Raw genomic sequence first — 22797 nt, 5'->3', positions numbered from 1 at the left:
CCAGATTCGGGCGCCCCTTTTTGGTACCGCGCTGCTAACAAAACATTACGCGATGTCGCGCAACTCCCTGCGCAGGATCTTGCCCACCGGCGTCATTGGCAGCGACTCACGCAACACGATGTGCTTGGGTACTTTGTAGGCGGTGAAGTTCTCCTTGCAGTACGCCTTCAATTCTTCAAGGCTGACCCCCGCTTCGCGCGCCACCACGAACAGTTTCACCGCCTCTCCGGAACGGTCGTCCGGTACGCCGATGACCGCGCAGTTGGCCACTTTCGGGTGGGCCATGACCACATCCTCGATCTCGTTGGGGTACACGTTGAAACCCGAGACAATGATCATGTCTTTCTTGCGGTCGACGATGCGCACAAAACCGTCCGGGTCGATCACCGCGATGTCACCGGACTTGAACCAGCCCTCGGCATCCAGCACTTCGGCCGTGGCTTCGGGTTTGTTCCAGTAGCCCTTCATGATCTGCGGCCCTTTGATGCAGAGCTCGCCGCGCTCACCCAGCGGCTGTTCGACACCGTCGTCGTTGATCACCTTCAACGTGGTACCGGGTACCGGCAGGCCCACGGAGCCAATGCGCGACTGATCGCCGTAGGGGTTGGTGCAGGCGACCGGCGAGGTTTCGGTCAGGCCATAGCCTTCGGTAATCCGGCAGCCGGTCATGGCTTCCCAGCGCTCGGCCGTGGCCTTCACCAGGGCGGTGCCGCCGGAGTTGGTCAGCTTGAGGCTGGAGAAGTCCAGGGTCTTGAAGTCAGGGTGATCCATCAGCGCGACAAACAGCGTGTTGAGCCCCAGCAGTGCCGAGAACCGCCAGTTCTTCAGCTCCTTGATGAAGCCGGCAATGTCCCGTGGGTTGGTGATCAACACGTTGTGGTTGCCGGTCACCATCATGCACATGCAGTTCGCCGTGAATGCATAGATATGGTACAGCGGCAGCGGCGCGATCATCACTTCCTGGCCTTCGCGCAGCAGTGGCTGGCCATCCTTGCCGTGTTGGCCGAGGCAGGCGCGGGCCTGTTGCATGTTGGCCACCAGGTTGCCGTGGGTCAGCATCGCCCCCTTGGCCAGGCCGGTGGTGCCGCCGGTGTATTGCAGCACGGCGACGTCGTCGAGGCCGGCCTGCAAGGGCTTGATGCCCTGGCCACGCCCCATGCGCAACGCGCTCTTGAAGGAAGTGGCCTGTGGCAGGTCGTAGGCCGGGACCATCTTCTTGACCTTGTCGACCACGGTATTGATCAGCCAGCCCTTGGCGGCGGGCATCAGGTCGCCCATCTTCGCTTCGATCAGGTATTGGATATCGGTGTCGGGCAGCACTTCCTGGACCTTCTGCCCGAACATGTTCAGGTACACCAGCGCCCGGGCACCGGAATCCTTGAACTGATGCCGCATCTCCCGCGCGGTGTACAACGGGTTGGTGTTGACCACGATCAGCCCGGCACGCAGCGCACCGAACACGGCAATCGGATAATGCAGGACGTTGGGCATCTGTACCGCGATGCGATCGCCCGGCACCAGATCGGTCTGGCTTTGCAGATAACCGGCGAAGGCTGCGCTGTAGCGTTCCAGGTCAGCGTAGGTCAGGGTCACCCCCATGTTGCTGAACGCTGGACGGTCGGCGAACTTCTTGCAGGAACGCTCGAACACCTCGATCACCGACTTGTAGCCACCCAGATCGATATCAATGGGTACGCCGGCCGGGCGTTTATCATTCCAGAAATCAGGTTGCATTATTCTTGTCCTCTTTACCTGAGCGAGTCCGTGCCGCCTCTCTGCGATGTTGAGAAGCGGAGCTTCTGGGACACTAGCAGTTATGGCGATTCAGGCAAATATAAGCACGAGTGTCATTGATAGTGTGAATCTTGCCGCCTTGGGAGGCCCGCATCGGACGCCAGACGCTTGATCAGCTATACAATGCAACGACTCAGCGCAAAGGAATCGCCATGATCCACGACACGTTCTGGTTGACCGCGAATGACCACAGCCAGCTTTTCGTCAACCAGTGGTTACCCGAAAGCCCGCTCAACGCGGTGATCCTGCTGTCCCACGGGATGGCGGAACATAGCGCAAGGTACGAGCGCCTGGCGCAGGTATTGTGTAACCAAGGGTACGGCGTCTATGCGCTGGACCAGCGCGGCCATGGCAAAACCGCCGAAAACGGCGTGCTAGGGCACTACGCGGACAAGGATGGCTGGCGCAAAGTGGTCGGTGACCTGGCCAGCCTGAATCAGCACATCGGCCAGCAGCATCCGGGCACGCCGATTGTGTTGCTGGGCCACAGCATGGGCAGCTACATTGCCCAGGCTTATCTGCTGCACCACAGCGCCAGCCTGTATGGCGCCGTACTCAGCGGCTCGAATTTCCAGCCCGTGGCGCTGTATCGCATGGCGCGCCTGATTGCCCGCCTCGAACGCTGGCGCCAAGGCGCGACTGGTCGCAGTGCGCTGATCGAGTGGTTGTCGTTCGGCTCGTTCAACAAGGCGTTCAAACCCAACCGCACCCCGTTCGACTGGCTCAGCCGCGACCCGGCGGAAGTCGACAAGTACGTCAACGATCCACTCTGCGGCTACCGCTGCACCAACCAGTTGTGGATCGATATGCTCGGCGGCTTGCAGCAGATCAGCAAAGCGTCCAATCTCGCGCAGATCGATCCGGGCCTGCCGTTGCTGGTCATTGGCGGAGAATGTGATCCGGTGAGTGAAGGCAAGCGTCTCAAGGCGTTGGCCGATGCACTGCGCCAGGCCGGCAACCAGTGCCTGCAACTGACGATCTACCCGCAGGCACGGCACGAACTGTTCAACGAAAGCAACCGCGATGAAGTGACCGCGGACCTGCTCACCTGGCTGGCCCAGGCATTGAGCCACCGCCGGCCACCCAGAACCGAATAACGTTTGGTTATTACACTTAACTCGTCACAGGATTCAAGACACATGACCCAGGTTACCAACACGCCGTACGAAGCCCTCGAAGTCGGCCAGACCGCCAGCTACAGCAAATCCGTCGAAGAGCGCGACATTCAGCTGTTTGCCGCCATGTCCGGCGACCATAACCCGGTGCACCTGGATGCCGAATTCGCAGCGGCGAGCATGTTCAAGGAGCGTATCGCCCATGGCATGTTCAGTGGCGCACTGATCAGTGCCGCGGTCGCCTGCGAGCTGCCTGGGCCCGGGACCATCTACCTCGGCCAGCAGATGAGTTTCCAGAAGCCGGTGAAGATCGGCGACACCCTGACCGTGCGCCTGGAAATCCTCGAGAAACTGCCGAAGTTCCGCGTGCGCATTGCCACCCGCGTGTTCAACCAGCGTGATGAGCTGGTGGTTGATGGCGAAGCCGAGATCCTCGCGCCCCGCAAGCAACAGACCGTGACCCTGCCTACCTTGCCGACCATCAGCATCGGCTGATTGACCGCTCACCGGTGGCGAGGGAGCACGCTCGCTCGCCACAAGGCCGAGCCCCTTTACGATTGTTCAACGCTTGCGAACGGGCGCGCTCCTGGCTGCGCCGCCCGCACGTCGCCGTGAACAGCGCACAATCGCCATGGAGCTGTCCGCTACATCACCCGCAAGCATCTGTATGCTGGTTATTGGCAGGATCTGTCGATTGGCGTGCCTGCGCAATGCCTGTATTTTCCGGACTGTATGAATCAAGACGACTGACCGATGAACCCCGAAACGCTTGAACTGCTGGTCACCCGAGAAATGCCCTTTGGCAAATACAAAGGGCGCATCATTGCCGACCTGCCCGGCCCGTACCTGAACTGGTTCGCCCGTCAGGGCTTCCCCCACGGTGAACTGGGTGGCCTGCTGGCCCTGATGCAGGAAATCGATCACAACGGTTTGTCCGACCTGCTCGACCCGCTGCGCGCCAAGCACGGCAAACCCAAGCCTCGCCACTGAACCACCGAATCCAGACCGAGTTCTCCCCATGCCCGATAACACCTTCCGCGCCCATGATGAAGCCTTCTGGCGGACCTTTGCCGATCGCTACGATGTCCAGCCTGGCCCCATCAACCTGGAAAACGGTTACTTCGGCCGCATGTCGCGCACGGTCATCGAGGAATACCAACGCAACATCGAACTGATCAACAGCAGCAACTCGGTGCACGTGCGTCAACGCTTCGAAAAACTCGAAAGCGTGGAGATTCGCAGGCAACTGGCGGACTTGCTGCGAGTCCCCGCGCAAGCCCTGGCCCTCACCCGCAATGCTTCGGACGCGCTGCAATCGCTGATTCGCAACTACAACCGCTTGCAGCCGGGTGATCAGGTACTGATCTGCGACCTGGAATACGACACGGTCAAAAGTGCGATGCGCTGGCTGGCACGCTATCGTGGGGTCGAGGTGATCGAAATCGAGCACCCCCACCCCGCCAGCTTCGACAGCCTGGTGGCGAGCTATCGCGCAGCGTTCGAGCAGCACCCGCGAATCAAACTCATGGCCCTGACCCACGTCACCCACCGCACCGGCCTCGTGATGCCGGTCAAGGCCATTGCCGCCTGTGCCCGTGAGCACGGGATCGACGTGATCCTCGATGGCGCCCATGCCCTGGGCCAGATCGAATTCGACCTCGAGGAACTGGGCATCAGCTTTGCCGGCTACAACCTGCACAAATGGATCGGTGCACCGCTGACCCTGGGCTTCCTCTACATCGCCCCGCAACGCCTGGCCGACATCGATCCAGACATGGGCGAGTTTCATTTCCCGGCCACCGACACCCGCTCACGCACGCCGTACAGCACGCCGAATATTCCCGCCTTGCTGACCTTGCCGTTGGTATTCGAAGAACATCGCGCCATCGGCGGTGCGGCCGCCAAGGGCGCCCGGCTCAACTACCTGCGCAATCTGTGGGTCGACGCCGTTCAAGACGCGCCAGGCATTGAGGTCATGACTCCGAATGACCCGCGCCTGTATTGCGGCATCACCTCGATGCGCTTCACTCGCCAGGCCGACCAGCAGGCGATGGTCGACCGCCTGCTCAGCGACTACAACCTGTTCACCGTGACCCGCAGCGGTTCGGCCTGTGGGCCGTGCATACGCATCACCCCCGGCCTGATCAGCACGGCAGCGGACATGCACCTGATGGCGCAGGCGCTGATCGAACTGAGTTGAGGCCCGCCGCCCCTTGAATGCAACGGGGCGGCACTTTTCGCCAGGCAAAAAAAACGGCGCACCGACCAAGTGCGCCGAAAAGCCGTAGAACGCAACTACTACAATTCTTCGTAAAACCCTGCGGGTAACCCCGTCAGTCCAGCAGCGCCAGCGCCTCGGCGGTGCACTCCTGAATGCGTGCCCAGTCGCCGTTCTTGATCCACTCCGGATCCAGCATCCAGCTGCCACCCACGCACATCACGTTTTTCAACGCCATGTAGCTCTTGATGTTGGCCGGGCCCACGCCACCGGTGGGGCAGAATTTCACTTCGCCGAACGGGCCGCCAAGGGCCTTGATCGCCGCCACGCCACCGCTGACCTCCGCCGGGAACAGCTTGAAGCGGCGGTATCCCAGGGCATAGCCCTCCATGATGCCGGAGGCGTTGCTGATGCCGGGCAACAGCGGAATCGGGCTGTCCACGCTGGCTTCGAGCAAGTCACGGGTGATGCCTGGCGTGACAATGAACTGCGAGCCTGCCGCTTCCGCGGCGGCCAGCATGGTGCGATCCAGCACGGTGCCGGCACCGGTGAGCAACTCCGGACGCTGTTCACGCAGAATCTGGATGGCCTTGAGGCCGAACTGCGAGCGCAGGGTCACTTCCAGGGCCGTCAGGCCACCCGCTGCCAGGGCATCGGCCAACGGCAGTACGTCCTGTTCACGAGCGATGGTGATGACCGGCAGAATCCGCGCCTTGGCGCAGAGGCTGTCGATCAGGGCAACTTTATCCGCCATGGAAACGGCAAGGGATGGGGTTGTCATAGCGGATGATCCTTGGCTCATGGGCACCAGTAAATCTCTAACGTGGGTTGCAGAAACGCGCGAATCGGCATTGCGGCGACATCGTCACCGGCCAGTGCGGCGCTCAAGGTGGTCAGCTTGGACTGACCGGAAATCGATAGAACGGTGTGCGTCGCCGACGCCAGCAATGCACGACTCATGGTCAGGCGCTGATGCGGCACAGTGGGCGCCAGCATTGGCCAGCAACGGCGTGTACCGTCGGCCTGCAACGCTTGCGCAAGATTCGGACTGTCCGGGAACAGCGAGGCGGTGTGACCGTCATCGCCCATCCCCAGCACCAGCACGTCAATCCTTGGTAGCTCGGCGAGCAAACGATCCGCCTGCTCGGCGGCCAGTTCCAGGTTGGCGCAGGCGCTGTACAGGCTCAGAAATTGCGCCTGGGCCGCTGGGCCTTGCAGCAGGTAACGCTTGAGCAGACCGGCATTGCTGTCGGCGTGTTCGACGGGCACCCAGCGCTCGTCAGCCAGGCTGACCACCACCTTCGACCAGTCCAGCTTTTGCTTGGCCAGGTGCTGGAAAAACGCCACCGGGCTGCGCCCACCAGACACCACCAGCGTTGCCGTGCCCGTGGCGTCGAGCGCATCGCTCAGTTGTTTGGCCACCTTCAGTGCCAGGCCTTCGGCCAGCAGCACCGGGCTTTTGAACTCATGGGCGCTGACGCCCCGAGGCAGTTTCAATTTAGATATCGCCATACCACGACCTCCCGTCCCGCGTGATCAGTGCAATGGAGCTCATTGGCCCCCAGGACCCAGCCGCGTACGGCTTGGGCGCATCACCGGATTTCTTCCATCCGGCGATCAACTGGTCGCACCATTTCCACGCGGCTTCGATTTCATCTTTGCGGACAAACAGGTTCTGATTGCCGCGCATCACTTCCAGCAACAACCGCTCGTAGGCGTCGGGGATCCGCGCACTGCGCCAGGTATCGGAAAAGTTCAGCTGCAAGGGCCCGCTGCGCAGCTGCATGCCCTTGTCCAGGCCTTGCTCCTTGGTCATCACCCGCAAGGAAATGCCTTCGTCCGGTTGCAGGCGGATGATCAGCTTGTTGCTGATCTGCAAGCGCTGCTCGGGGGCGAAGATGTAGTGCGACGGTTCCTTGAAGTGGATGACGATCTGCGACAGCTTTTCCGGCATGCGCTTGCCGGTACGCAGGTAAAACGGCACACCGGCCCAACGCCAGTTGCGGATGTCGGCGCGCAGGGCGACGAAGGTCTCGGTGTCGCTCTGGGTATTGGAGTTTTCTTCCTCCAGGTAACCCGGCACCGCCTTGCCTTCACTGTGCCCGGCGATGTACTGGCCACGTACCACCTGAGTGCTCAGGCCTTCCGGACTGATCGGTGCCAGCGCCTTGAGCACTTTGACTTTCTCGTCGCGGATGCTGTCGGCCGACAGGTCCGCCGGAGGGTCCATGGCGATCAGGCACAGCAGCTGCAGCAGGTGATTCTGGATCATGTCCCGCAACTGCCCGGCCTTGTCGAAATAGCCCCAACGGCCTTCGATCCCGACCTTCTCGGCAACGGTAATTTCCACGTGGGAAATGTAGTTCTGGTTCCACTGGGTTTCGAACAGGCTGTTGGCGAAACGCAGGGCAATCAGGTTCTGGACCGTTTCCTTACCCAGGTAGTGGTCGATACGGTAGGTGCGGTTTTCCGGGAAAAACCTGGCCACGGCGTCGTTGACCTTGCGTGACGATTCCAGGTCCGAACCGATGGGTTTTTCCAGCACCACGCGGGTGTTTTCAGCCAGGCCAACCTGCGCCAGATTCTCGCAGATTGCCCCGTAGACCGCCGCCGGCGTGGCGAAGTAGGCAATCATCCGCTGCGTCGTGCCGGCCAGTTCAGCCAGGGCCACGTAGTCATCGGTCTTGAGAAAGTCGACATGCAGGTACGTCAGCCGCGCCAGGAAGCGATCGACCACGGCTTCGTCCAGTTCCTTGGCAGCCACATAGTGGCGCAGCTCCCGGGCGATGAAGGCCAGGTGCTCCTGCGCGCTGCCCGGCTCACGGGCCAGTGCGATAATGCGCGATTCCTCATGCAGCAGGCCTGCACCATCGAGTTGGTACAAGGCAGGAAACAGCTTGCGCAGGGCCAGATCGCCCAAGGCGCCGAACAAGGCAAAGGTGCACGGTTCAACCGTAATCGAAGGCATGATGTTTGTTCTTTTATCAAGTTAAGCTACAAATACCTTTTTTCAAGGCATCACTCAAGGGAAAATGTAGTAATAACCACAACATTATTCCAAAATACAGATTCCCGGTGGTGGTCAGTCAGGGCCACCAGTAGGATAGGCCACCGCAAAGGGCCTTACCAAAGGCCCGATTTTCATAGCCGAGCCTTTACTTGCAAGCAGCGAGTCTGCTGGCATAGCAGCCGCTCTAAGGAAACATTTATGGACCGCGTGCGAAATTTACTGGAACAGATCCAGAATCGCCTTGCCGACCTGAACAAGGCTGAGCGCAAAGTCGCCGAAGTCATCCTGCTCAACCCGCAGCAGGCGACTCGCTTCAGCATCGCCGCCCTCGCCCAGGCCGCCTCGGTCAGCGAACCGACGGTCAACCGTTTCTGCCGCTCGTTCGGCGTCAGCGGTTACCCGGAGCTCAAGCTGCAGCTGGCCCAAAGCCTGGCCAGTGGTGCCGCCTATGTCAGCCGCGCGGTGGAAGCCGACGACAACCCGGAGGCCTACACCCAGAAGATCTTTGGCAGCGCCATCGCCTCGCTGGACAGCGCCTGCCAGGCCCTGGACCCGAACCTGGTCAGCCGCGCCGTGGACTTGCTGATCCAGGCCCGGCAGATCCACTTCTTCGGTCTCGGTGCATCAGCACCGGTCGCGCTGGATGCCCAGCACAAGTTCTTTCGCTTCAACCTGGCCGTTACCGCCCACGCCGATGTGCTGATGCAGCGCATGATTGCTTCCGTGGCCCATACTGGTGAACTGTTCGTGATCATTTCCTACACCGGTCGCACCCGTGAACTGGTGGAAGTGGCGCGCATTGCCCGCGAGAACGGTGCCTCGGTACTTGGCCTGACGGCCGAAGGCTCGCCACTGGCCAAGGCCAGCACCCTGAGCCTGAACATCCCGTTGCCGGAAGACACCGACATCTACATGCCGATGACCTCGCGGATCATTCAGTTGACCGTGCTCGACGTACTCGCCACCGGCATGACCCTGCGCCGCGGCGTCGACTTCCAGCCGCACCTGCGCAAAATCAAGGAAAGCCTCAACGCCAGCCGCTATCCGGTGGGAGATGAGTTCAACTGATTCGCCCCGCTCATTTCCACGCCCTGCGTGGGAATGAGCATCACGCCGCCGCCCACGCCTGCAAACTCAAATGCGCCCGCTCCCCCGGGGCCAGGCTCAGGCTGTCGGTGCCACCGCTGGCCGCTTCCACGCAGACAAACTCGCTCACCTCATTCCAGCTCACCCCCAGCAGCGGGCGCGATCCGGGGTGCCAGACCACGGTGTCCGCGCTGTCGCCGGTATCGATGCACAACTGGCGCTGCCAGGCACGGTCCTTGAGCTGTAGCTCGCCCTCGTGCTGAAACACGCGCTGGCAGCCACCCTCGACCCGCAACTCGCCTTTTTGCTCGCACGCCTCACGCTTTAGCTGGTCATAACCCTGCGCGCCATCCAGCCCAGACAGCGCTACCTCACCGACGTCACCAATACGCCAATAGGCGTGCAAAGCATGACTCAACTGGCACGGCAGGCTGTCCTGGTGCTCGGTGCTCAGGCGCAGCTCCATACGCTCGCCCAAGTGCGCGTGCAGCTCGACTTGCCAATCGCACAGCTGTAACTGCCAGTGCAGGTGCACGCCGTCGTCATCGCTGCGACTGTCGATCAGCTTCCAGTCCAGCAGCCGTGCCCAGCCATGGGATGGCCAGGCGTTTTCACTCGGATGCCGGCCATACCACGGCCAGCACACCGGGACTCCGCCGCGAATGGCGCCGACCTGCGGCCACTTCGCCGCGCACCACAACCAGGGTTTCTGGCCTGTGGGCTGGAAGTGCAACAACTGCGCGCCCTGGCGACTGAACACCGCCTGGCACAGCGGATGATCGATCACCAACACGTCGCGCTTCTGATAGCGCTCCCACGCGAATACCGGACGCTCGCGCAAGGACTTGAAGAAACGTTGTAGCGGATGCTCTGGCATGTGCCACGGTCCTGAAAATCAGCGATCACCAAGGGGCGCGCCACCCCAAAAAAAAGCGGACAGCCTGGGCCGTCCGCAAAAATGCGCACATGGGAAGGAGCTTATCGCACCAGCGTTAGAACACCGACTGAATTTTCAGGCCGGCGACCAAAGCGTTGTCGACTTCATCCACGCCACCTGGGTGGGTGACGTATTGCAGGTTAGGACGCACGGTCAACCAGTTGGTAACGTGGAAACCATAGTTGAGTTCGTAGTTGTACTCGGTGTCACGCAGCGGCGAGAACAGCGGATCCTCGTAGTGGGTGACACCGTTGGCGGTGTTGGTCAGCTCGGCGTTTTTTTTCACGTCATCGTTGACGTGGATACGGGCGAAACCGATGCCGACGTCATCTTTTGGACGTGCATCGAACGGGCCCTTGTACACAAACATCAGCGACTGGTAGTTGTCGACGATGTTGGTGTCCTTGTCGTGGAAAGTGGCGTTGGCCGCAATGTTCAGACCGCGAGACGCGTCACCGTTGTGGCTGGTGAGTTGTTGCTGGGCAACGAACCAGTAGCCGTGCTTGCTGCTGTGGCTGCGATAGGCGTTGCCGCTGGTGGCCGCATCATTACCGTTGTCATCCTCACGGACGTCATCGGCCTTGGCCGTACTTTTGTAGTAACCGACACGGTATTCGCCTGGCAGGTTGCCAGGCTTGGGCAACCAGACCAGTTCGACCGGCAGGACAGTGCCTTCGGTACCACTGCCGCTGAGTTTGAAGCCGTTGCCGTGTTCCAGTTGCGACGGGTTCTGGTTGTACGCTCCGATCTGCGCATACCACTCGGGCGAGATGTTGTACTTCACGCGGATCGCCGCCTGGCTGACCGGCCAGTTGTACCAGATGTTGGTAGCCCAGTTACCCACCTGGGAGCCGCAGAACGCCAGGTTCTGGAATTCGCACGGGAAGGTGTTGAAGTCCTCGCCTTCACCGAAGTAACCGGCCTTGACGTCCAGTTTGTTGTCGAAAAACTGATGCTGGATCCACAACTGGGTCAGGCGGACCATATGGCCACGGCCGTAGACTTCCTGGGAGGAGCTCAAGGTGCCGGCACGCGGGTCGCCGATACGGTCATTGGAGATGTTCTCGCCGTTACGGTTGGTGAGCTGGATCTTGGCCTGGGTGTTATCCCAGCCGAGCAATTTTTGCAGGTCCAGCGCCGCGCCCAGGCCAAACTGGTCGGCGTAACGCGCAGTCTTGTCGTCGTTGTAACCGCCGTGGAGGTTACCGCCCACTTCACCGACGTAGTCCATTTTGATGTCGATGCCTTGATCGATCAGCCTGGTCCGCTCGCCGCCCCAGTCGCCCGTCATCCACTTGGAATCTGCACTGAACGCCTCAGCGGCATGCACGCTACCGGCCAGGCTCATCGCCGCAATCGCTGACAGCTGGCAGATAAACCGGGCACTGGTGTTGTTCTTCTTCATCCCTACATCCTCGTCTTATTGTTATTAACTTTTCTTTTTCTAACGCGGTTACAACGGTGGTGTCGGACGACAGGCCGTCCGTCACGGATATCCCCCTTGTAGGAGCGAGCTTGCTCCGGGCGGCGTTCCGACGATGGTCTCAAATGCACCGCGTTCACCCAGACGGCGCACGTCATCGTTAACGTCCATCGCGAGCAAGCTCGCTCCTACAGTTTTGATTTTCAGCGGCCTTTGAATTGGGCGACGTTGGCTGTGTGCAATTCGGTTTGTGGTTGACCGGCAGCCCCCAAACGCTCCCCGGTCCTGGCATCGAACAGCAGCACTTTCGATGGGTCGAATTGCAGCGTCAGGGTCTCGCCCACGGCCGGCGCGACGTCCGGCGCCAGGCGGCAGCAGACCTTGGTTCCGTTCAGGTTGACGAACACCAGGGTGTCGGGCCCGGTGGGCTCGGTGACCTGTACTTCGGCCCGAATAGTCGGCAGGCCATTGGCCTCGCCGTTCGCCAGCACGATTTGCTCCGGGCGCATGCCCAGGATCACTTCTCGATCCTCAAGCCCCGCGTCCTGCATGCCCAACGGCAGCTCGCAGCGCGCCTGGCCACTGTCGAGCAACGCCAGCAGGCGGCCGTCCTTGCGCTGCAGGCGCAGGGGAATGAAGTTCATCGGCGGCGAGCCAATGAAGCTGGCCACAAACAGGTTGGCCGGGTCGTTGTAGATCTGCTTCGGGGTGCCGAACTGCTGAATGATCCCGTCCTTCATCACCGCCACCTTGTCGCCCAGGGTCATGGCTTCGATCTGGTCGTGGGTCACGTAGACCGTGGTGGTTTTCAGGCGCTGGTGCATCAGTTTCATTTCGGTGCGCATCTCGACCCGCAACTTGGCGTCGAGGTTGGAGAGCGGTTCATCGAACAGATAAATCTTCGGCCGCCGCGCCAATGCCCGGCCCATGGCCACGCGCTGTTGCTGCCCCCCCGAGAGCTGACCCGGCTTGCGGCTGAGCAGGTGTTCGATTTGCAGCAGCCTGGACACCCGCGCCACTTCTTCGTCGATGTCGGCGGCGGGCATTTTGCGAATCTTTAAACCGAAGGCGATGTTGTCGCGCACGCTCATGGTCGGGTACAGCGCATAGGACTGGAACACCATGGCGATGTCGCGATCCTTGGGGCTCATGCCGCTGATGTCGGCGTCATCCACCAGGATCGCCCCGCCGCTGATGTTCTCAAGGCCGGCGATGCAGTTCATCAAGGTCGATTTGCCGCAACCGGACGGCCCGACCAGGATCAGGAATTCACCGTCATCGATCTTCAGTTCGATGTTCTTCAAGGTGTCCGGCAAGCCGGCGCCGTAGGTTTTGTTGACGTTGCGTAATTCGAGCGTTGCCATGTTGTTCTACCCCTTGACCGCGCCGGACGTCAGCCCGCGCAGGAAATACTTGCCAGCGAATATGTAGACCAGCAGTGTCGGCAACCCGGCGATCATCGCCGCCGCCATATCAACGTTGTATTCCTTGGCCCCGGTGCTGGTGTTGACCAGGTTGTTCAAGGCCACGGTGATGGGTTGCGCATCGCCGCTGGCGAAGACCACACCGAACAGGAAGTCATTCCAGATCTGGGTGAACTGCCAGATCAGGCAGACCATCACGATCGGGATCGACATCGGCAGCAGGATCTTGCCGAAGATGGTGAAGAAGCCCGCGCCATCCAGGCGTGCCGCCTTGACCAGTGCATCGGGAATGCTCACGTAGTAGTTGCGAAAGAACAGCGTGGTGAATGCCAGCCCGTAGACGATGTGCACCAGCACCAGCCCGGTCGTGGTGTTGGCCAGGCCCAGCTTACCGATGGTGAACGAAGCTGGCAGCAGCACGGTCTGGAACGGCAGGAAGCAGCCGAACAGCAGCAGGCCGAAGAACAGTTGCGAGCCGCGGAAGCGCCACATCGACAGCACATAGCCGTTCATTGCACCGACGAAGGTGGAGATCAGCACCGCCGGCACGGTGATTTTCACCGAGTTCCAGAAGTAGCCACCCACGGTGTCCCAGGCCTTGATCCAGCCAATGCCGTCGATCACCTGCGGCCAGCTCAACAGGTTGCCGGTGCGAATGTCTTCCGGGGACTTGAAGCTGGTCAGCAGCATCACCACCAGCGGGATCAGGTACACGGCCGCTGCCAGCAGCAGCGTCGCGTAGATGGCGATGCGGCTGAAGCTCAGGGTGGGTCTGGCGAGTGGATTACTCATGGCGTTTGCCCCGCAGTTCGGAGTACAGGTACGGCACCAGAATCGCCAGGATCGCACCAAGCATCATCATCGCGCTGGCCGAACCGATGCCCATCTGGCCACGGCTGAAGGTGAAGGAGTACATGAACATCGCCGGCAGGTCGGAGGAGTAGCCCGGCCCCCCCGCCGTCATCGCCGCCACCAGGTCGAAGCTCTTGATCGCGATATGCGCCAGGATCATGAAGGCACTGAAAAACACCGGGCGCAGGCTCGGCAGGACGATCTTCAGGTAGATGGTCGGCAGGCTGGCACCGTCGACCTGGGCGGCACGGATGATCGACTGATCGACACCGCGCAGCCCCGCCAGGAACATCGCCATGACAAACCCGGAGGCTTGCCACACGGCAGCGATCACCAGGCAGTAAATCACCCGGTCCTGATCCACCAGCCAGTCCAGGCGAAAGCCTTCCCAGCCCCAGTCACGGAGCATTTTGTCCAGGCCCAGGCCCGGGTTGAGCAGCCACTTCCAGGCAGTACCGGTGACGATCATCGACAGCGCCATCGGGTACAGGTAGACCGTGCGGATGAAGCCTTCCCGGCGGATGCGCTGATCCAGCAGCACCGCCAGAAACACCCCCAGCACCAGGCTGATGGCGATGAACATGCCACCAAAGACCGCGAGGTTCTTGCTGGCGACCCACCAACGGTCGTTGTCCAGCAAGCGCACGTATTGCTGCAGGCCGACCCACTTGTAGCTCGGCATGAAGCTGGAGTTGGTAAAGGACAGGACGAATGTCCAGAGGATGTAACCGTAGAAGCCGACCAGGACGATCAGCATGCTCGGCGCCAAAACCAGTTTGGGGAGCCAGCGCTGCAGTGCGTCGAACGGTGAGGCTTTGCTGAAAACCGCCACAGAGCTCATCGGGATTATCCAGGTGAAGAAATGAAATCCGGGCCGAACGCCCCCGTCACACGAACCATGGCCCGTGCAGGGAGACGACGATCAGGGGTTTGCCGCAGGCCGGGCCCGCGGCGGCCTTGGTATTACTGGGCGGCCTTGACGGCCGATGCCAGTTGGGCGCTGGCCTTGGCTGGGTCAGCATCCTTGTCGTTCATGAAGTTGGTCACGACGTCGAAGATCGCACCTTGCACGGCCAGGGACGTGGCCATGTTGTGGGCCATGCTCGGCTGCAGGCCGCCGGACTTGTCGCTTGCCAGGAAGTCCTTGGCCGAGGCCTGGGCACAGGCGTCGAAGCCCAGGGCACTCATGTCGCCGAGCATGTCGGTGCGAACCGGGATCGAGCCCTTGTTGATGCTGAAGACCTTCTGGAAGTCCTTGCCCAGCGCAACCCGGGCCAGGTCCTGCTGAGCCGCGATGTCACCCTTGCGATCAGCCTTGAGCTTGAACACCGCCAGGGAGTCGATGTTGTAGGCGAAGGCTTTTTCAGTCCCCGGGAACGGTACGCACAGGTAGTCCTTGCCAGCGATCTTGTTGGCGGCGGTCCATTCGCTCTTGGCCCAGTCCCCCATCATCTGCATGCCGGCCTTGCCATTGATCACTTCGGCGGCGGCGATATTCCAGTCACGGCCCGCACGGTTAGGGTCCATGTAACCGGTGAGCTTCTTGAGTTCGGCGAAAGACTTGACCATCTCCGGGCCGGAGAGGGTTTTCTGGTCCAGGTCAACCAGGGCTTTCTTGTAGCCGTCCGTGCCCATGACCGACAGCACCACGTCTTCAAACACGGTGCTGTCCTGCCATGGCTGACCGCCGTGGGCCAGGGCGATGAAGCCGGCGGCCTTGAGCTTGTCGCCAGCGGCGTAGAACTCCTCGAGGGTGGTCGGGGCCTTGTCGATACCGGCTTGCTTGAAGACTTGCGGGTTGATCCACAGCCAGTTGACGCGGTGAATGTTCACCGGGACGGCCACATAGTCGCCTTCATACTTGACGGTGTCGGAGACTTTCTTCGACAGCATGCCGTCCCAGTTTTCCGCTTTGGAAACGTCTTTCAGGGCGTCGGTGCTGAGCAGGCCGGTGCTGCCCCACTCCTGGATGTCCGGGCCTTTGATCTGGGCAACGCCCGGCGGATTGCCCGCTACCGCGCGGCTCTTGAGGACGGTCATGGCGGTAGCGCCACCGCCACCGGCGACCGCACCGTCTTTCCAGGTAAAGCCGTCTTTTTCGACTTGCGCCTTGAGGACATCGACGGCGGCTTTTTCACCACCGGACGTCCACCAGTGCACGACTTCCACGGCACCTTTGGAATCGGCGGCATGGGCGCTCAGAGGAAACAACGAGGCGAGAGTAATGACCGTGGCGAGGCGGGAAATCCCATTCATCTGAAGTACCTTTCTTGTTGTTATGCATGCAAGTCTGGTGCTTGCGCTGCAAACGAGTTTAAACAGCGTCGCGCGCCCGGCAGGTAACGAAGCGACGGCAAAATGTCACCATATGGTTACATAGCCGCCGGGATAGACGCCCGGGCCAATGCACTGGCCAGGCTCGGCGCCAGCGGCAGGCGTGGAATCAACACCGCTTGCCAGGCGTGATACAGGTCCGGCTTGCCTCCCCAGATCTCGGCGCTCGGGCAATTGAAGGGGTCGAGTTCGTGGTGCCAGCTGCCATGGGTTCGGTCGATCAGGTAGCGTTCGCTGTATTCCCAGAAACACCGGTACCAGGTTTCGTACTGCGCCTCGCCCGTGCGCTTGAGCAAGGCGCTGGCCGCCGCGCTGGCCTCGCAGTGAACCCAATGCAAGCGCTGGCGCACCACCGGCTGGTTGCCCCAGTCGAGGGTGTAGACCAGGCCTGGCGCGCCATCGACGTGCCAGGCGTGAAGACAGTTGCTGGCAAACAGTCTTTGCGCGTCGACCACCAGCCAGCCAGGGGCCGGCATGCCCGCCAGAACCAGCGCCGCCTCAAGGTGCAACAACAACCGCGACCATTCAAAGCCATGGCCTGGCGTGGTGCCGTAGGGTCGGAAACCATCGGCCGGACAGGCCTGGTTGTACTCGCGCAACGGCTGCCACTGTCGGTCAAAATGCTCGACGACCCGATAGTCGTCAGCCGCCGCATGACCGTGGATCACCCGCTCGACAATCCGCAACGCGCGGTGCAGCCAGCGATTGTCCTGGGTGACATCAGCCAGGGCGAGGAAGGCTTCGGTGGCGTGCATGTTGCTGTTGGCACCGCGATAGGACTCCTCGACGCTCCAGTCGCGGTTGAAGGATTCGCGCAGGGCGCCCTCCTCCTCGCTCCAGAAATGCTGGTCGATGACATTGACCGCCTCCATGAGTAAAGCCTCGGCGCCCGGTCGCCGAGCGACCACCGCGGAGCTGGCCGCCAGCGCGACGAATGCGTGCAGGTACGCCGCCTTGTCCGTGTGGCCACCAGGGTACTCGGGCGCGGCGAACCAGCCACCGAACCTGGCGTCACGCAAGGGGCCCATGAGGGCATCGAGCCCATGATCCACCCGCTCGGCAAACCCCGGCAGCCCCTGGATATGGGCCATGGCAAAGCAGTGGGTCATGCGGGCGGTAGTCAGGGTGTGGGCCTGGGCATCGGCCGGCAATTGACCGTGGGAGTCCAGATTGCCGAAACCCTCGGGCAGCTTCGAGGCCTTGGCGAACGCGAGCAGGCGCAGGCCTTCATCGGCCAGCCATTGTTGATGGGCAGGTGCGTTCAGCCAGCTGCTGAACGCAGGTTGGGAGGTGTTCATGGGGAACCTGTTTTTGTTGTTATGACGGTGAGGGAGTCTAAACAACGTGGAGGAAGGTGCAGGTAACGAAGGGGGCTGGGTGTGTCACTGACGTGTGACAAATGCTCGGAGCTTTTGTGGCGAGGGAGCTTGATTGATCGTTCCCACGCTCCCGCGCGGGAACGATCAACGGTTGCGCCCGAACGCGGACCGGCCGACGGGAGCAAGCTCCTTCGCCACAGGATCGGTGCCAGTCAGTCAAGAGAGCGCGGCAACTGCAAGGTCACCCGCAACCCGCCCTCACGCAGGTTCTGCAAGCTGACTTCACCGCCATGGCTATGGGCGATGTTGCGGGCGATACCCAATCCCAGGCCATACCCCTGCTGTTGCCCGGCCAGGCGAAAGTGCGGTTCGAACACCTGCTCCAGGCGCTGCTCAGGCACGCCCGGCCCTTCGTCATCGACGTGCAGGATAAACGCACTGTCGTCGTCATCGATGTGCAGGTGAGCGTTCTGCCCGTACTTGAGGGCGTTGTCGATCAGGTTGCCGATGCAACGCTTGAGCGCCAACGGCTTGCCGGGATACGGCGCCAGCGCCCGCCCCTGTTGGGTCACGCGGCCATTGCCGTTGGGTGCCAGGTAAGGCTCCACCAGGCAATCGAGCACATGATTGAGATCCACCGGCTCGATGTTCTCGTGGATGTCGGTGTCCTTGACGCATTGCAGCGCGCCTTTGACCAACAGTTCCAGCTCATCCAGGTCACGCCCGAACTTGGCTTGCAGCTGTTCGTCTTCCAGCAGTTCGACGCGCAGGCGCAGACGGGTGATGGGCGTGCGCAAGTCATGGGAAATCGCACTGAACAACTGGCTGCGTTCGGTCAGGTAGCGGCTGATGCGCTCGCGCATCGCATTGAACGCGCGCCCCACCTCGACCACTTCACTGCCGCCGCCCTCGGCCACCGACTCCACCTCGGCCCCCAGCGACATGTCCCGCGCCGCCCGCGCCAGGCGCTTGAGCGGCCGGCTTTGCCAGTGCACCAACAGGCCGATGAACAACAGCAAGAAGCCGCTGGTGAGCACAATGAACCAGACCTGCTGCGAGGGCAGGCCCTGCTCTTCAAGACTGGTATAGGGCTCTGGCAACAGGGAGGCGATGTACAGCCATTCCCCCTCGGCCAGCTTGATCTGGGTGACCAGCACCGGCGGGTTGACCGGCTCCAGGGTCAGCGCGTAATGGGCCCAGGAGCGCGGCAGCTCATCGAGCTTCAAGCCGCCGTTGAAAATACGCAGGTCGTCCGGGCTGACAAATTGCACCGAGAGATCGGTATCGACCCCCAACGACTTGCGCAGCACCTCATCCACCGCCGCCAGCACCGCTTGCTTGCGCGGGGTCGCCGGCAGCAGTTGCATGTCCAGCGGCTTGTCGTTGAGGGTCACCACGAACCGGGTACCGCCCATGCTGCGCAGCTGATCAAGCACCAACGGCCGATAGGCCACCGGCAACGAACGAAAGTAGCTGACACTGGCGGTCATCGAATGGGCCAGGCTGCGGGCGGCTGTCACCAGGCCTTCCAGCTGCGTGGCGCGCAATTGCGACACCCAGATCACGCTCGACAGCGCCTGGGCAAACAACACCGCCAACAAGGTCAGCAACAGCATGCGCCCAAGCAGCGAGCGCGGCACCGGCACCTTGCGGATCAGCCGGGTGAAGGCTTCAGTGACCATTGCTGGCGACCACACTGGCGGCCAGCTGATAACCGCTGCCGCGCACGGTGCGAATCAGGCGTGGCGGTTTCTCGGTATCGCGCAGACGCTGGCGCAAGCGGCTGACCGCCATGTCGACAATGCGGTCCAGGGGCATCAGGTCGCGACCCCGGGTGGCATTGCCGATGGTGTCGCGATCAAGGATTGCCTGCGGATGATCGAGAAAAAGCTTGAGCAGGGCGAAATCGGCGCCGGAGAGAATCACCTCTTCGCCGTCGGTGTGAAACAGGCGGTGACTGACCATGTCCAGGCGCCACTCATCGAAGGCCAGCACCTCACCGCCAGGGCGGTCCTGGCCGAACTGCGCCCGGCGCAACAGGGCCTTGATCCGCGCCTGCAATTCACGGGGACTGAAGGGTTTTCCCAGGTAGTCATCGGCCCCCAGCTCCAGGCCAATGACCCGGTCGGCTTCGTCGGAACTGGCAGTGAGCATGATGATCGGTACATGGGGTTGGCGCGGGTGTTGGCGCACCCAGCGACACAGGCTGAAGCCGTCTTCGTCCGGCAGCATCACATCAAGGATCACCAGATCGCTCGGTGCCTCGTTCAGTGCCTGGCGAAACCCCGCGCCATCGGGCGTGGTGCGCACCTGAAACCCGGCTCGGCTGAGGTAGGTGTCCAGCAACTCACGTATCTCTTGATCGTCATCGACCAACAAAATCGACTTGTTGACTGAGCTCACGGGGTGGCGTCCTTGTTGTTATGGATGGGGCGGATTATGCCTCACGCAATGATCGATCTTTACTGTGCCTGTTCCAGCGCCACACCCGCCCCCGTCAAACCGGAATACGGTGCCGTCACCAGCCACACTGGAATGCCCTTGAAGTAATCGTTCATGCAGCCTTTGTCGGCGAAGCAGCGGGCGAAACCGCTTTGGAGGAAGACCTCGGCGAACCGCGGAATCACCCCACCGACGATGTACACCCCGCCGCGCGCACCGGCGGTCAGCACGTTGTTGCCAGCCACGCGCCCCAGCCAGCAGCAGAATTGCTCCAGCACTTGCAGGGCAATCGGATCACCCGCCAGAGCGGCCGCGGTGATCGCCTCGGGCGTGTCGAGTACTGGCGCATGCCCGTCTACCACGCAGATCGCCCGATAGACACGCGGCAAGCCGCCACCGCTGAGGGCCGTTTCCGCACTGACATGGCCAATCTCGTTGAAGAGGTGCTGCCACAGCTGGACTTCACGCGGACTGCCCAATGGCAGGTCGACATGCCCGCCCTCCCCCGGCAGTGCGCTCCAGCGACCATCACCCTGATCAAGCAAGGTACCAACCCCCAGGCCAGTGCCGGGGCCGATCACCACCGCCGGGCGCAACGGCTCGGGAGTGCCTTCGCAGACCACCCGGAACTCACCCGGTTGCAGGCGCGTCATGCCCAAGGCCATGGCCGAGAAGTCATTGACCAGCAACAGCCGGTCGACCTGCAAGGTCTGGCAAAATCCCCGGCGACTCAGCCGCCAATGGTTGTTGGTAAACCGAAACTCGTCACCACTGACGGGGCCGGCCACCGACAGGCACACCGAGCCAATCGCGCCCGGAGCCAGGCCCAGACCGGCCAGGTAAACGCCAATGGCGTCTTCCGGGCACTCATAGTCGGCGGTGGCCAGCACCTGGATCGATTCCAGTTGCCGGTTCTTCCACAACGCAAACCGCGCGTTGGTCCCTCCGATGTCACCGACCAGCGCTAGCTTCACTTAAGGCTCTCCAGAGCAGAGGTAAAGGCGCTGGCGCCCTGCTCTGCCGAGCTGAAGGCCATGCGCATGAAACCAAACAGTTCGCGACCGCTGCCGACGTTGTCCGCCAACAGGCACTTGGCCGGCTCGCGCGCGGCGAATTCGTCGGCGTCCACCTTCAGCTCCAGGGTGCCTTTGACGCCGTCGACGCGGATGATATCGCCCTCTTGCACCCGCGCCAAAGCGCCGCCCACATAGGCCTCGGGGCTGACGTGAATGGCCGCCGGGATTTTCCCCGAGGCGCCGGACATGCGCCCGTCCGTCACCAACGCGACCTTGAAGCCCCGATCCTGCAGCACACCGAGGAATGGGGTCATCTTGTGCAGCTCCGGCATACCGTTGGAACGCGGGCCCTGGAAGCGCATCACTGCGACGAAATCCTTCTCCAGCAGACCGGCCTTGAACGCGTCGGCCAGGTCCTGTTGATCCTGAAACACCATGGCCGGCGCTTCGACGATCTGGTTTTCCAGGGCCACCGCCGAGACCTTCATCACACCGCGACCGAGGTTGCCTTCCATCACGCGCAGGCCACCTTCGGCGGAGAACGCACGGGCAACGGGGCGCAGGATGGTTTCATCGAGGCTTTCGGTCACGCCTTCGCGCCACACCAGCTCACCGTTGTCGAGGAACGGCTCCTGGGTGTAGCGGCTCAGGCCGTGACCCAGCACGGTGTTGACGTTTTCGTGCAGCAGCCCGGCTTCCAGCAACTCGCGGATCAGGAACGACATGCCGCCGGCGGCCTGGAAGTGGTTGATGTCGGCTTTGCCGTTCGGGTAAACGTGGCTCAGGGTCGGCACCACCTCGGAGAGGTCGGCCATGTCCTGCCAGGTCAGTTGAATGCCCGCGGCCATGGCGATGGCCGGCATGTGCAGCGTGTGGTTGGTCGAGCCGCCCGTGGCGTGCAGGGCCACGATGGAGTTGACCAGCGCGCGCTCGTCGACAATTTCGCCGATCGGCATGAAGTTGCCGTTCTGCTTGGTCAGGCGAGTCACCTGGTGCGCCGCCTCACGGGTCAGGGCATCGCGCAACGGGGTGTTCGGATTGACGAAGGAGGAACCCGGCAAGTGCAGGCCCATCACCTCCATCAACAGCTGGTTGGTGTTGGCCGTGCCGTAGAAGGTGCACGTGCCTGGGCTGTGGTAGGACTTCATTTCCGATTCCAACAGCTCTTCGCGGCTGGCCTTGCCTTCGGCGTAGCGCTGGCGAACGTCGGCTTTCTGCTTGTTGGAGATCCCTGAAACCATCGGCCCGCCCGGGACGAAGATCGTCGGCAGATGACCGAAGCGCAACGCGCCCATCATCAGGCCGGGCACGATTTTGTCGCAGATACCGAGCATCAGCGCACCATCGAACATGTTGTGGGACAGCGCCACGGCGGTGGACAGCGCGATCACTTCGCGGCTCGGCAGGCTCAACTCCATGCCCGGCTCGCCCTGGGTCACGCCATCGCACATGGCCGGTGTGCCGCCGGCGAACTGGCCGACCGAGCCGATCTCGCGCAGGGCTTTCTTGATCAGCTCAGGAAAGACTTCGTAAGGCTGATGCGCCGAGAGCATGTCGTTATACGACGAAACAATCGCAATGTTGGCGGCGTTCATCATCCGCAGGCTGTTCTTGTCTTCGCTGCCGCAACCGGCCACGCCATGGGCGAAGTTGGCGCACTGCAGCTTGCCGCGCACGGGACCGTCGCTCGCCGCACCGCGAATCAGTGCAAGGTATGCCTCACGCGTGGCGCGGCTGCGGGCGATAAGCCGTTCGGTGACCTCAAGGACGCGGGGATGCATGTGTAGAACTCCAGGCTAACGGATGTGGCGACCTGATTGTCTATGC

The 22797-nt window shown here is 61.9% G+C and carries 20 protein-coding genes; 5 read left to right on the top strand and 15 right to left on the bottom strand.

What is annotated here, in order from left to right; all coding sequences use genetic code 11:
- Positions 1-45: 45 nt before the first annotated feature.
- On the bottom strand, positions 46-1734 hold the full coding sequence (gene fadD2, locus CKW07_RS13195; RefSeq protein ID WP_095145294.1) for a long-chain-fatty-acid--CoA ligase FadD2: 1689 nt from the start codon (positions 1732-1734) through the stop codon (positions 46-48).
- Between the two features lie 212 nt (positions 1735-1946).
- On the opposite strand from fadD2, the gene CKW07_RS13190 reads away from it, so the two are divergent.
- From CKW07_RS13190 to CKW07_RS13175, 4 genes are all read left to right on the top strand, one after another.
- On the top strand, positions 1947-2891 hold the full coding sequence (locus tag CKW07_RS13190) for an alpha/beta hydrolase (protein WP_095145293.1): 945 nt from the start codon (positions 1947-1949) through the stop codon (positions 2889-2891).
- 42 nt (positions 2892-2933) lie between these two features.
- A complete protein-coding gene (locus tag CKW07_RS13185) occupies positions 2934-3404 on the top strand; it encodes a MaoC family dehydratase (protein WP_095078500.1) in 471 nt (156 codons plus the stop codon).
- 258 nt (positions 3405-3662) lie between these two features.
- Positions 3663-3899 (top strand): DUF3820 family protein, encoded by a 237-nt coding sequence (locus CKW07_RS13180; protein ID WP_040070258.1) that lies wholly within the window; start codon positions 3663-3665, stop codon positions 3897-3899.
- Between the two features lie 28 nt (positions 3900-3927).
- The gene (locus CKW07_RS13175) at positions 3928-5109 is read left to right on the top strand and encodes an aminotransferase class V-fold PLP-dependent enzyme (protein ID WP_095145292.1); all 1182 of its coding nucleotides are present in this window, start codon (positions 3928-3930) and stop codon (positions 5107-5109) included.
- Positions 5110-5242: 133 nt separating this feature from the next.
- On the opposite strand, the gene CKW07_RS13170 is transcribed toward CKW07_RS13175, so the two are convergent.
- Genes CKW07_RS13170 through zwf form a run of 3 tightly spaced genes read right to left on the bottom strand, consistent with a single transcriptional unit; the run spans position 5243 to position 8095 of the window.
- Complete coding sequence (locus CKW07_RS13170; protein WP_095145291.1) at positions 5243-5908, bottom strand: bifunctional 4-hydroxy-2-oxoglutarate aldolase/2-dehydro-3-deoxy-phosphogluconate aldolase; 666 nt, start codon at positions 5906-5908, stop codon at positions 5243-5245.
- Between the two features lie 17 nt (positions 5909-5925).
- On the bottom strand, positions 5926-6639 hold the full coding sequence (gene pgl, locus CKW07_RS13165; RefSeq protein WP_095145290.1) for a 6-phosphogluconolactonase: 714 nt from the start codon (positions 6637-6639) through the stop codon (positions 5926-5928).
- Positions 6626-8095: a glucose-6-phosphate dehydrogenase gene (gene zwf / locus CKW07_RS13160; protein ID WP_095145289.1), complete on the bottom strand. Its 1470-nt coding sequence runs from the start codon at positions 8093-8095 to the stop codon at positions 6626-6628. Before zwf ends, pgl begins: the two co-directional genes overlap by 14 nt.
- Before the next feature lie 249 nt (positions 8096-8344).
- Here zwf and CKW07_RS13155 point away from each other — a divergent pair, with 249 nt between their 5' ends.
- Positions 8345-9205, top strand: coding sequence for a MurR/RpiR family transcriptional regulator (locus CKW07_RS13155; RefSeq protein WP_176465316.1), 861 nt, complete (start codon positions 8345-8347; stop codon positions 9203-9205).
- A 40-nt stretch (positions 9206-9245) separates the two neighbouring features.
- Here the strand turns inward: CKW07_RS13155 and CKW07_RS13150 are convergent, their stop codons facing one another.
- The 11 genes from CKW07_RS13150 to edd all read right to left on the bottom strand — a co-directional run bounded on the left by CKW07_RS13150 (position 9246) and on the right by edd (position 22751).
- Positions 9246-10100 (bottom strand): D-hexose-6-phosphate mutarotase, encoded by an 855-nt coding sequence (locus CKW07_RS13150; RefSeq protein ID WP_095145287.1) that lies wholly within the window; start codon positions 10098-10100, stop codon positions 9246-9248.
- Between the two features lie 115 nt (positions 10101-10215).
- Positions 10216-11565 (bottom strand): carbohydrate porin, encoded by a 1350-nt coding sequence (locus CKW07_RS13145; RefSeq protein WP_095145286.1) that lies wholly within the window; start codon positions 11563-11565, stop codon positions 10216-10218.
- A gap of 221 nt (positions 11566-11786) precedes the next feature.
- Complete coding sequence (locus tag CKW07_RS13140) at positions 11787-12947, bottom strand: ABC transporter ATP-binding protein (protein ID WP_095145285.1); 1161 nt, start codon at positions 12945-12947, stop codon at positions 11787-11789.
- Between the two features lie 6 nt (positions 12948-12953).
- Positions 12954-13799, bottom strand: coding sequence for a carbohydrate ABC transporter permease (locus CKW07_RS13135; protein ID WP_095145284.1), 846 nt, complete (start codon positions 13797-13799; stop codon positions 12954-12956).
- Complete coding sequence (locus CKW07_RS13130; RefSeq protein WP_095078510.1) at positions 13792-14700, bottom strand: carbohydrate ABC transporter permease; 909 nt, start codon at positions 14698-14700, stop codon at positions 13792-13794. Before CKW07_RS13130 ends, CKW07_RS13135 begins: the two co-directional genes overlap by 8 nt.
- 122 nt (positions 14701-14822) lie before the next feature.
- The gene (locus tag CKW07_RS13125; protein ID WP_095145283.1) at positions 14823-16115 is read right to left on the bottom strand and encodes an ABC transporter substrate-binding protein; all 1293 of its coding nucleotides are present in this window, start codon (positions 16113-16115) and stop codon (positions 14823-14825) included.
- A gap of 116 nt (positions 16116-16231) precedes the next feature.
- Complete coding sequence (locus CKW07_RS13120; protein WP_095145282.1) at positions 16232-17491, bottom strand: AGE family epimerase/isomerase; 1260 nt, start codon at positions 17489-17491, stop codon at positions 16232-16234.
- A gap of 233 nt (positions 17492-17724) precedes the next feature.
- Positions 17725-19152: an ATP-binding protein gene (locus CKW07_RS13115; RefSeq protein ID WP_176465315.1), complete on the bottom strand. Its 1428-nt coding sequence runs from the start codon at positions 19150-19152 to the stop codon at positions 17725-17727.
- A 31-nt stretch (positions 19153-19183) separates the two neighbouring features.
- Positions 19184-19915 carry a response regulator gene (locus CKW07_RS13110; protein ID WP_095078514.1) on the bottom strand — a complete coding sequence of 244 codons (732 nt, stop codon included), beginning with the start codon at positions 19913-19915 and terminating at the stop codon, positions 19184-19186.
- Positions 19916-19974: 59 nt separating this feature from the next.
- A complete protein-coding gene (locus CKW07_RS13105; protein ID WP_095145280.1) occupies positions 19975-20928 on the bottom strand; it encodes a glucokinase in 954 nt (317 codons plus the stop codon).
- Complete coding sequence (edd, locus tag CKW07_RS13100; RefSeq protein WP_095078516.1) at positions 20925-22751, bottom strand: phosphogluconate dehydratase; 1827 nt, start codon at positions 22749-22751, stop codon at positions 20925-20927. Before edd ends, CKW07_RS13105 begins: the two co-directional genes overlap by 4 nt.
- Between the last annotated feature and the right edge of the window lie 46 nt (positions 22752-22797).

Origin of the sequence: Pseudomonas sp. Irchel s3b6 (assembly GCF_900187415.1) — a bacterium.
Classification (GTDB): Bacteria; Pseudomonadota; Gammaproteobacteria; order Pseudomonadales; family Pseudomonadaceae; genus Aquipseudomonas.
This window is presented reverse-complemented; position numbering and strand designations above follow the sequence as displayed.

What these genes read in the sequence shown, in the direction of transcription:
- fadD2 (WP_095145294.1), bottom strand. Translation starts at nt 1,734, where the DNA reads ATGCAACCTGATTTCTGGAATGATAAACGCCCGGCCGGCGTACCCATT.
- CKW07_RS13190 (WP_095145293.1), top strand. Translation starts at nt 1,947, where the DNA reads ATGATCCACGACACGTTCTGGTTGACCGCGAATGACCACAGCCAGCTT.
- CKW07_RS13185 (WP_095078500.1), top strand. Translation starts at nt 2,934, where the DNA reads ATGACCCAGGTTACCAACACGCCGTACGAAGCCCTCGAAGTCGGCCAG.
- CKW07_RS13180 (WP_040070258.1), top strand. Translation starts at nt 3,663, where the DNA reads ATGAACCCCGAAACGCTTGAACTGCTGGTCACCCGAGAAATGCCCTTT.
- CKW07_RS13175 (WP_095145292.1), top strand. Translation starts at nt 3,928, where the DNA reads ATGCCCGATAACACCTTCCGCGCCCATGATGAAGCCTTCTGGCGGACC.
- CKW07_RS13170 (WP_095145291.1), bottom strand. Translation starts at nt 5,908, where the DNA reads ATGACAACCCCATCCCTTGCCGTTTCCATGGCGGATAAAGTTGCCCTG.
- pgl (WP_095145290.1), bottom strand. Translation starts at nt 6,639, where the DNA reads ATGGCGATATCTAAATTGAAACTGCCTCGGGGCGTCAGCGCCCATGAG.
- zwf (WP_095145289.1), bottom strand. Translation starts at nt 8,095, where the DNA reads ATGCCTTCGATTACGGTTGAACCGTGCACCTTTGCCTTGTTCGGCGCC.
- CKW07_RS13150 (WP_095145287.1), bottom strand. Translation starts at nt 10,100, where the DNA reads ATGCCAGAGCATCCGCTACAACGTTTCTTCAAGTCCTTGCGCGAGCGT.
- CKW07_RS13145 (WP_095145286.1), bottom strand. Translation starts at nt 11,565, where the DNA reads ATGAAGAAGAACAACACCAGTGCCCGGTTTATCTGCCAGCTGTCAGCG.
- CKW07_RS13140 (WP_095145285.1), bottom strand. Translation starts at nt 12,947, where the DNA reads ATGGCAACGCTCGAATTACGCAACGTCAACAAAACCTACGGCGCCGGC.
- CKW07_RS13135 (WP_095145284.1), bottom strand. Translation starts at nt 13,799, where the DNA reads ATGAGTAATCCACTCGCCAGACCCACCCTGAGCTTCAGCCGCATCGCC.
- CKW07_RS13130 (WP_095078510.1), bottom strand. Translation starts at nt 14,700, where the DNA reads ATGAGCTCTGTGGCGGTTTTCAGCAAAGCCTCACCGTTCGACGCACTG.
- CKW07_RS13125 (WP_095145283.1), bottom strand. Translation starts at nt 16,115, where the DNA reads ATGAATGGGATTTCCCGCCTCGCCACGGTCATTACTCTCGCCTCGTTG.
- CKW07_RS13120 (WP_095145282.1), bottom strand. Translation starts at nt 17,491, where the DNA reads ATGAACACCTCCCAACCTGCGTTCAGCAGCTGGCTGAACGCACCTGCC.
- edd (WP_095078516.1), bottom strand. Translation starts at nt 22,751, where the DNA reads ATGCATCCCCGCGTCCTTGAGGTCACCGAACGGCTTATCGCCCGCAGC.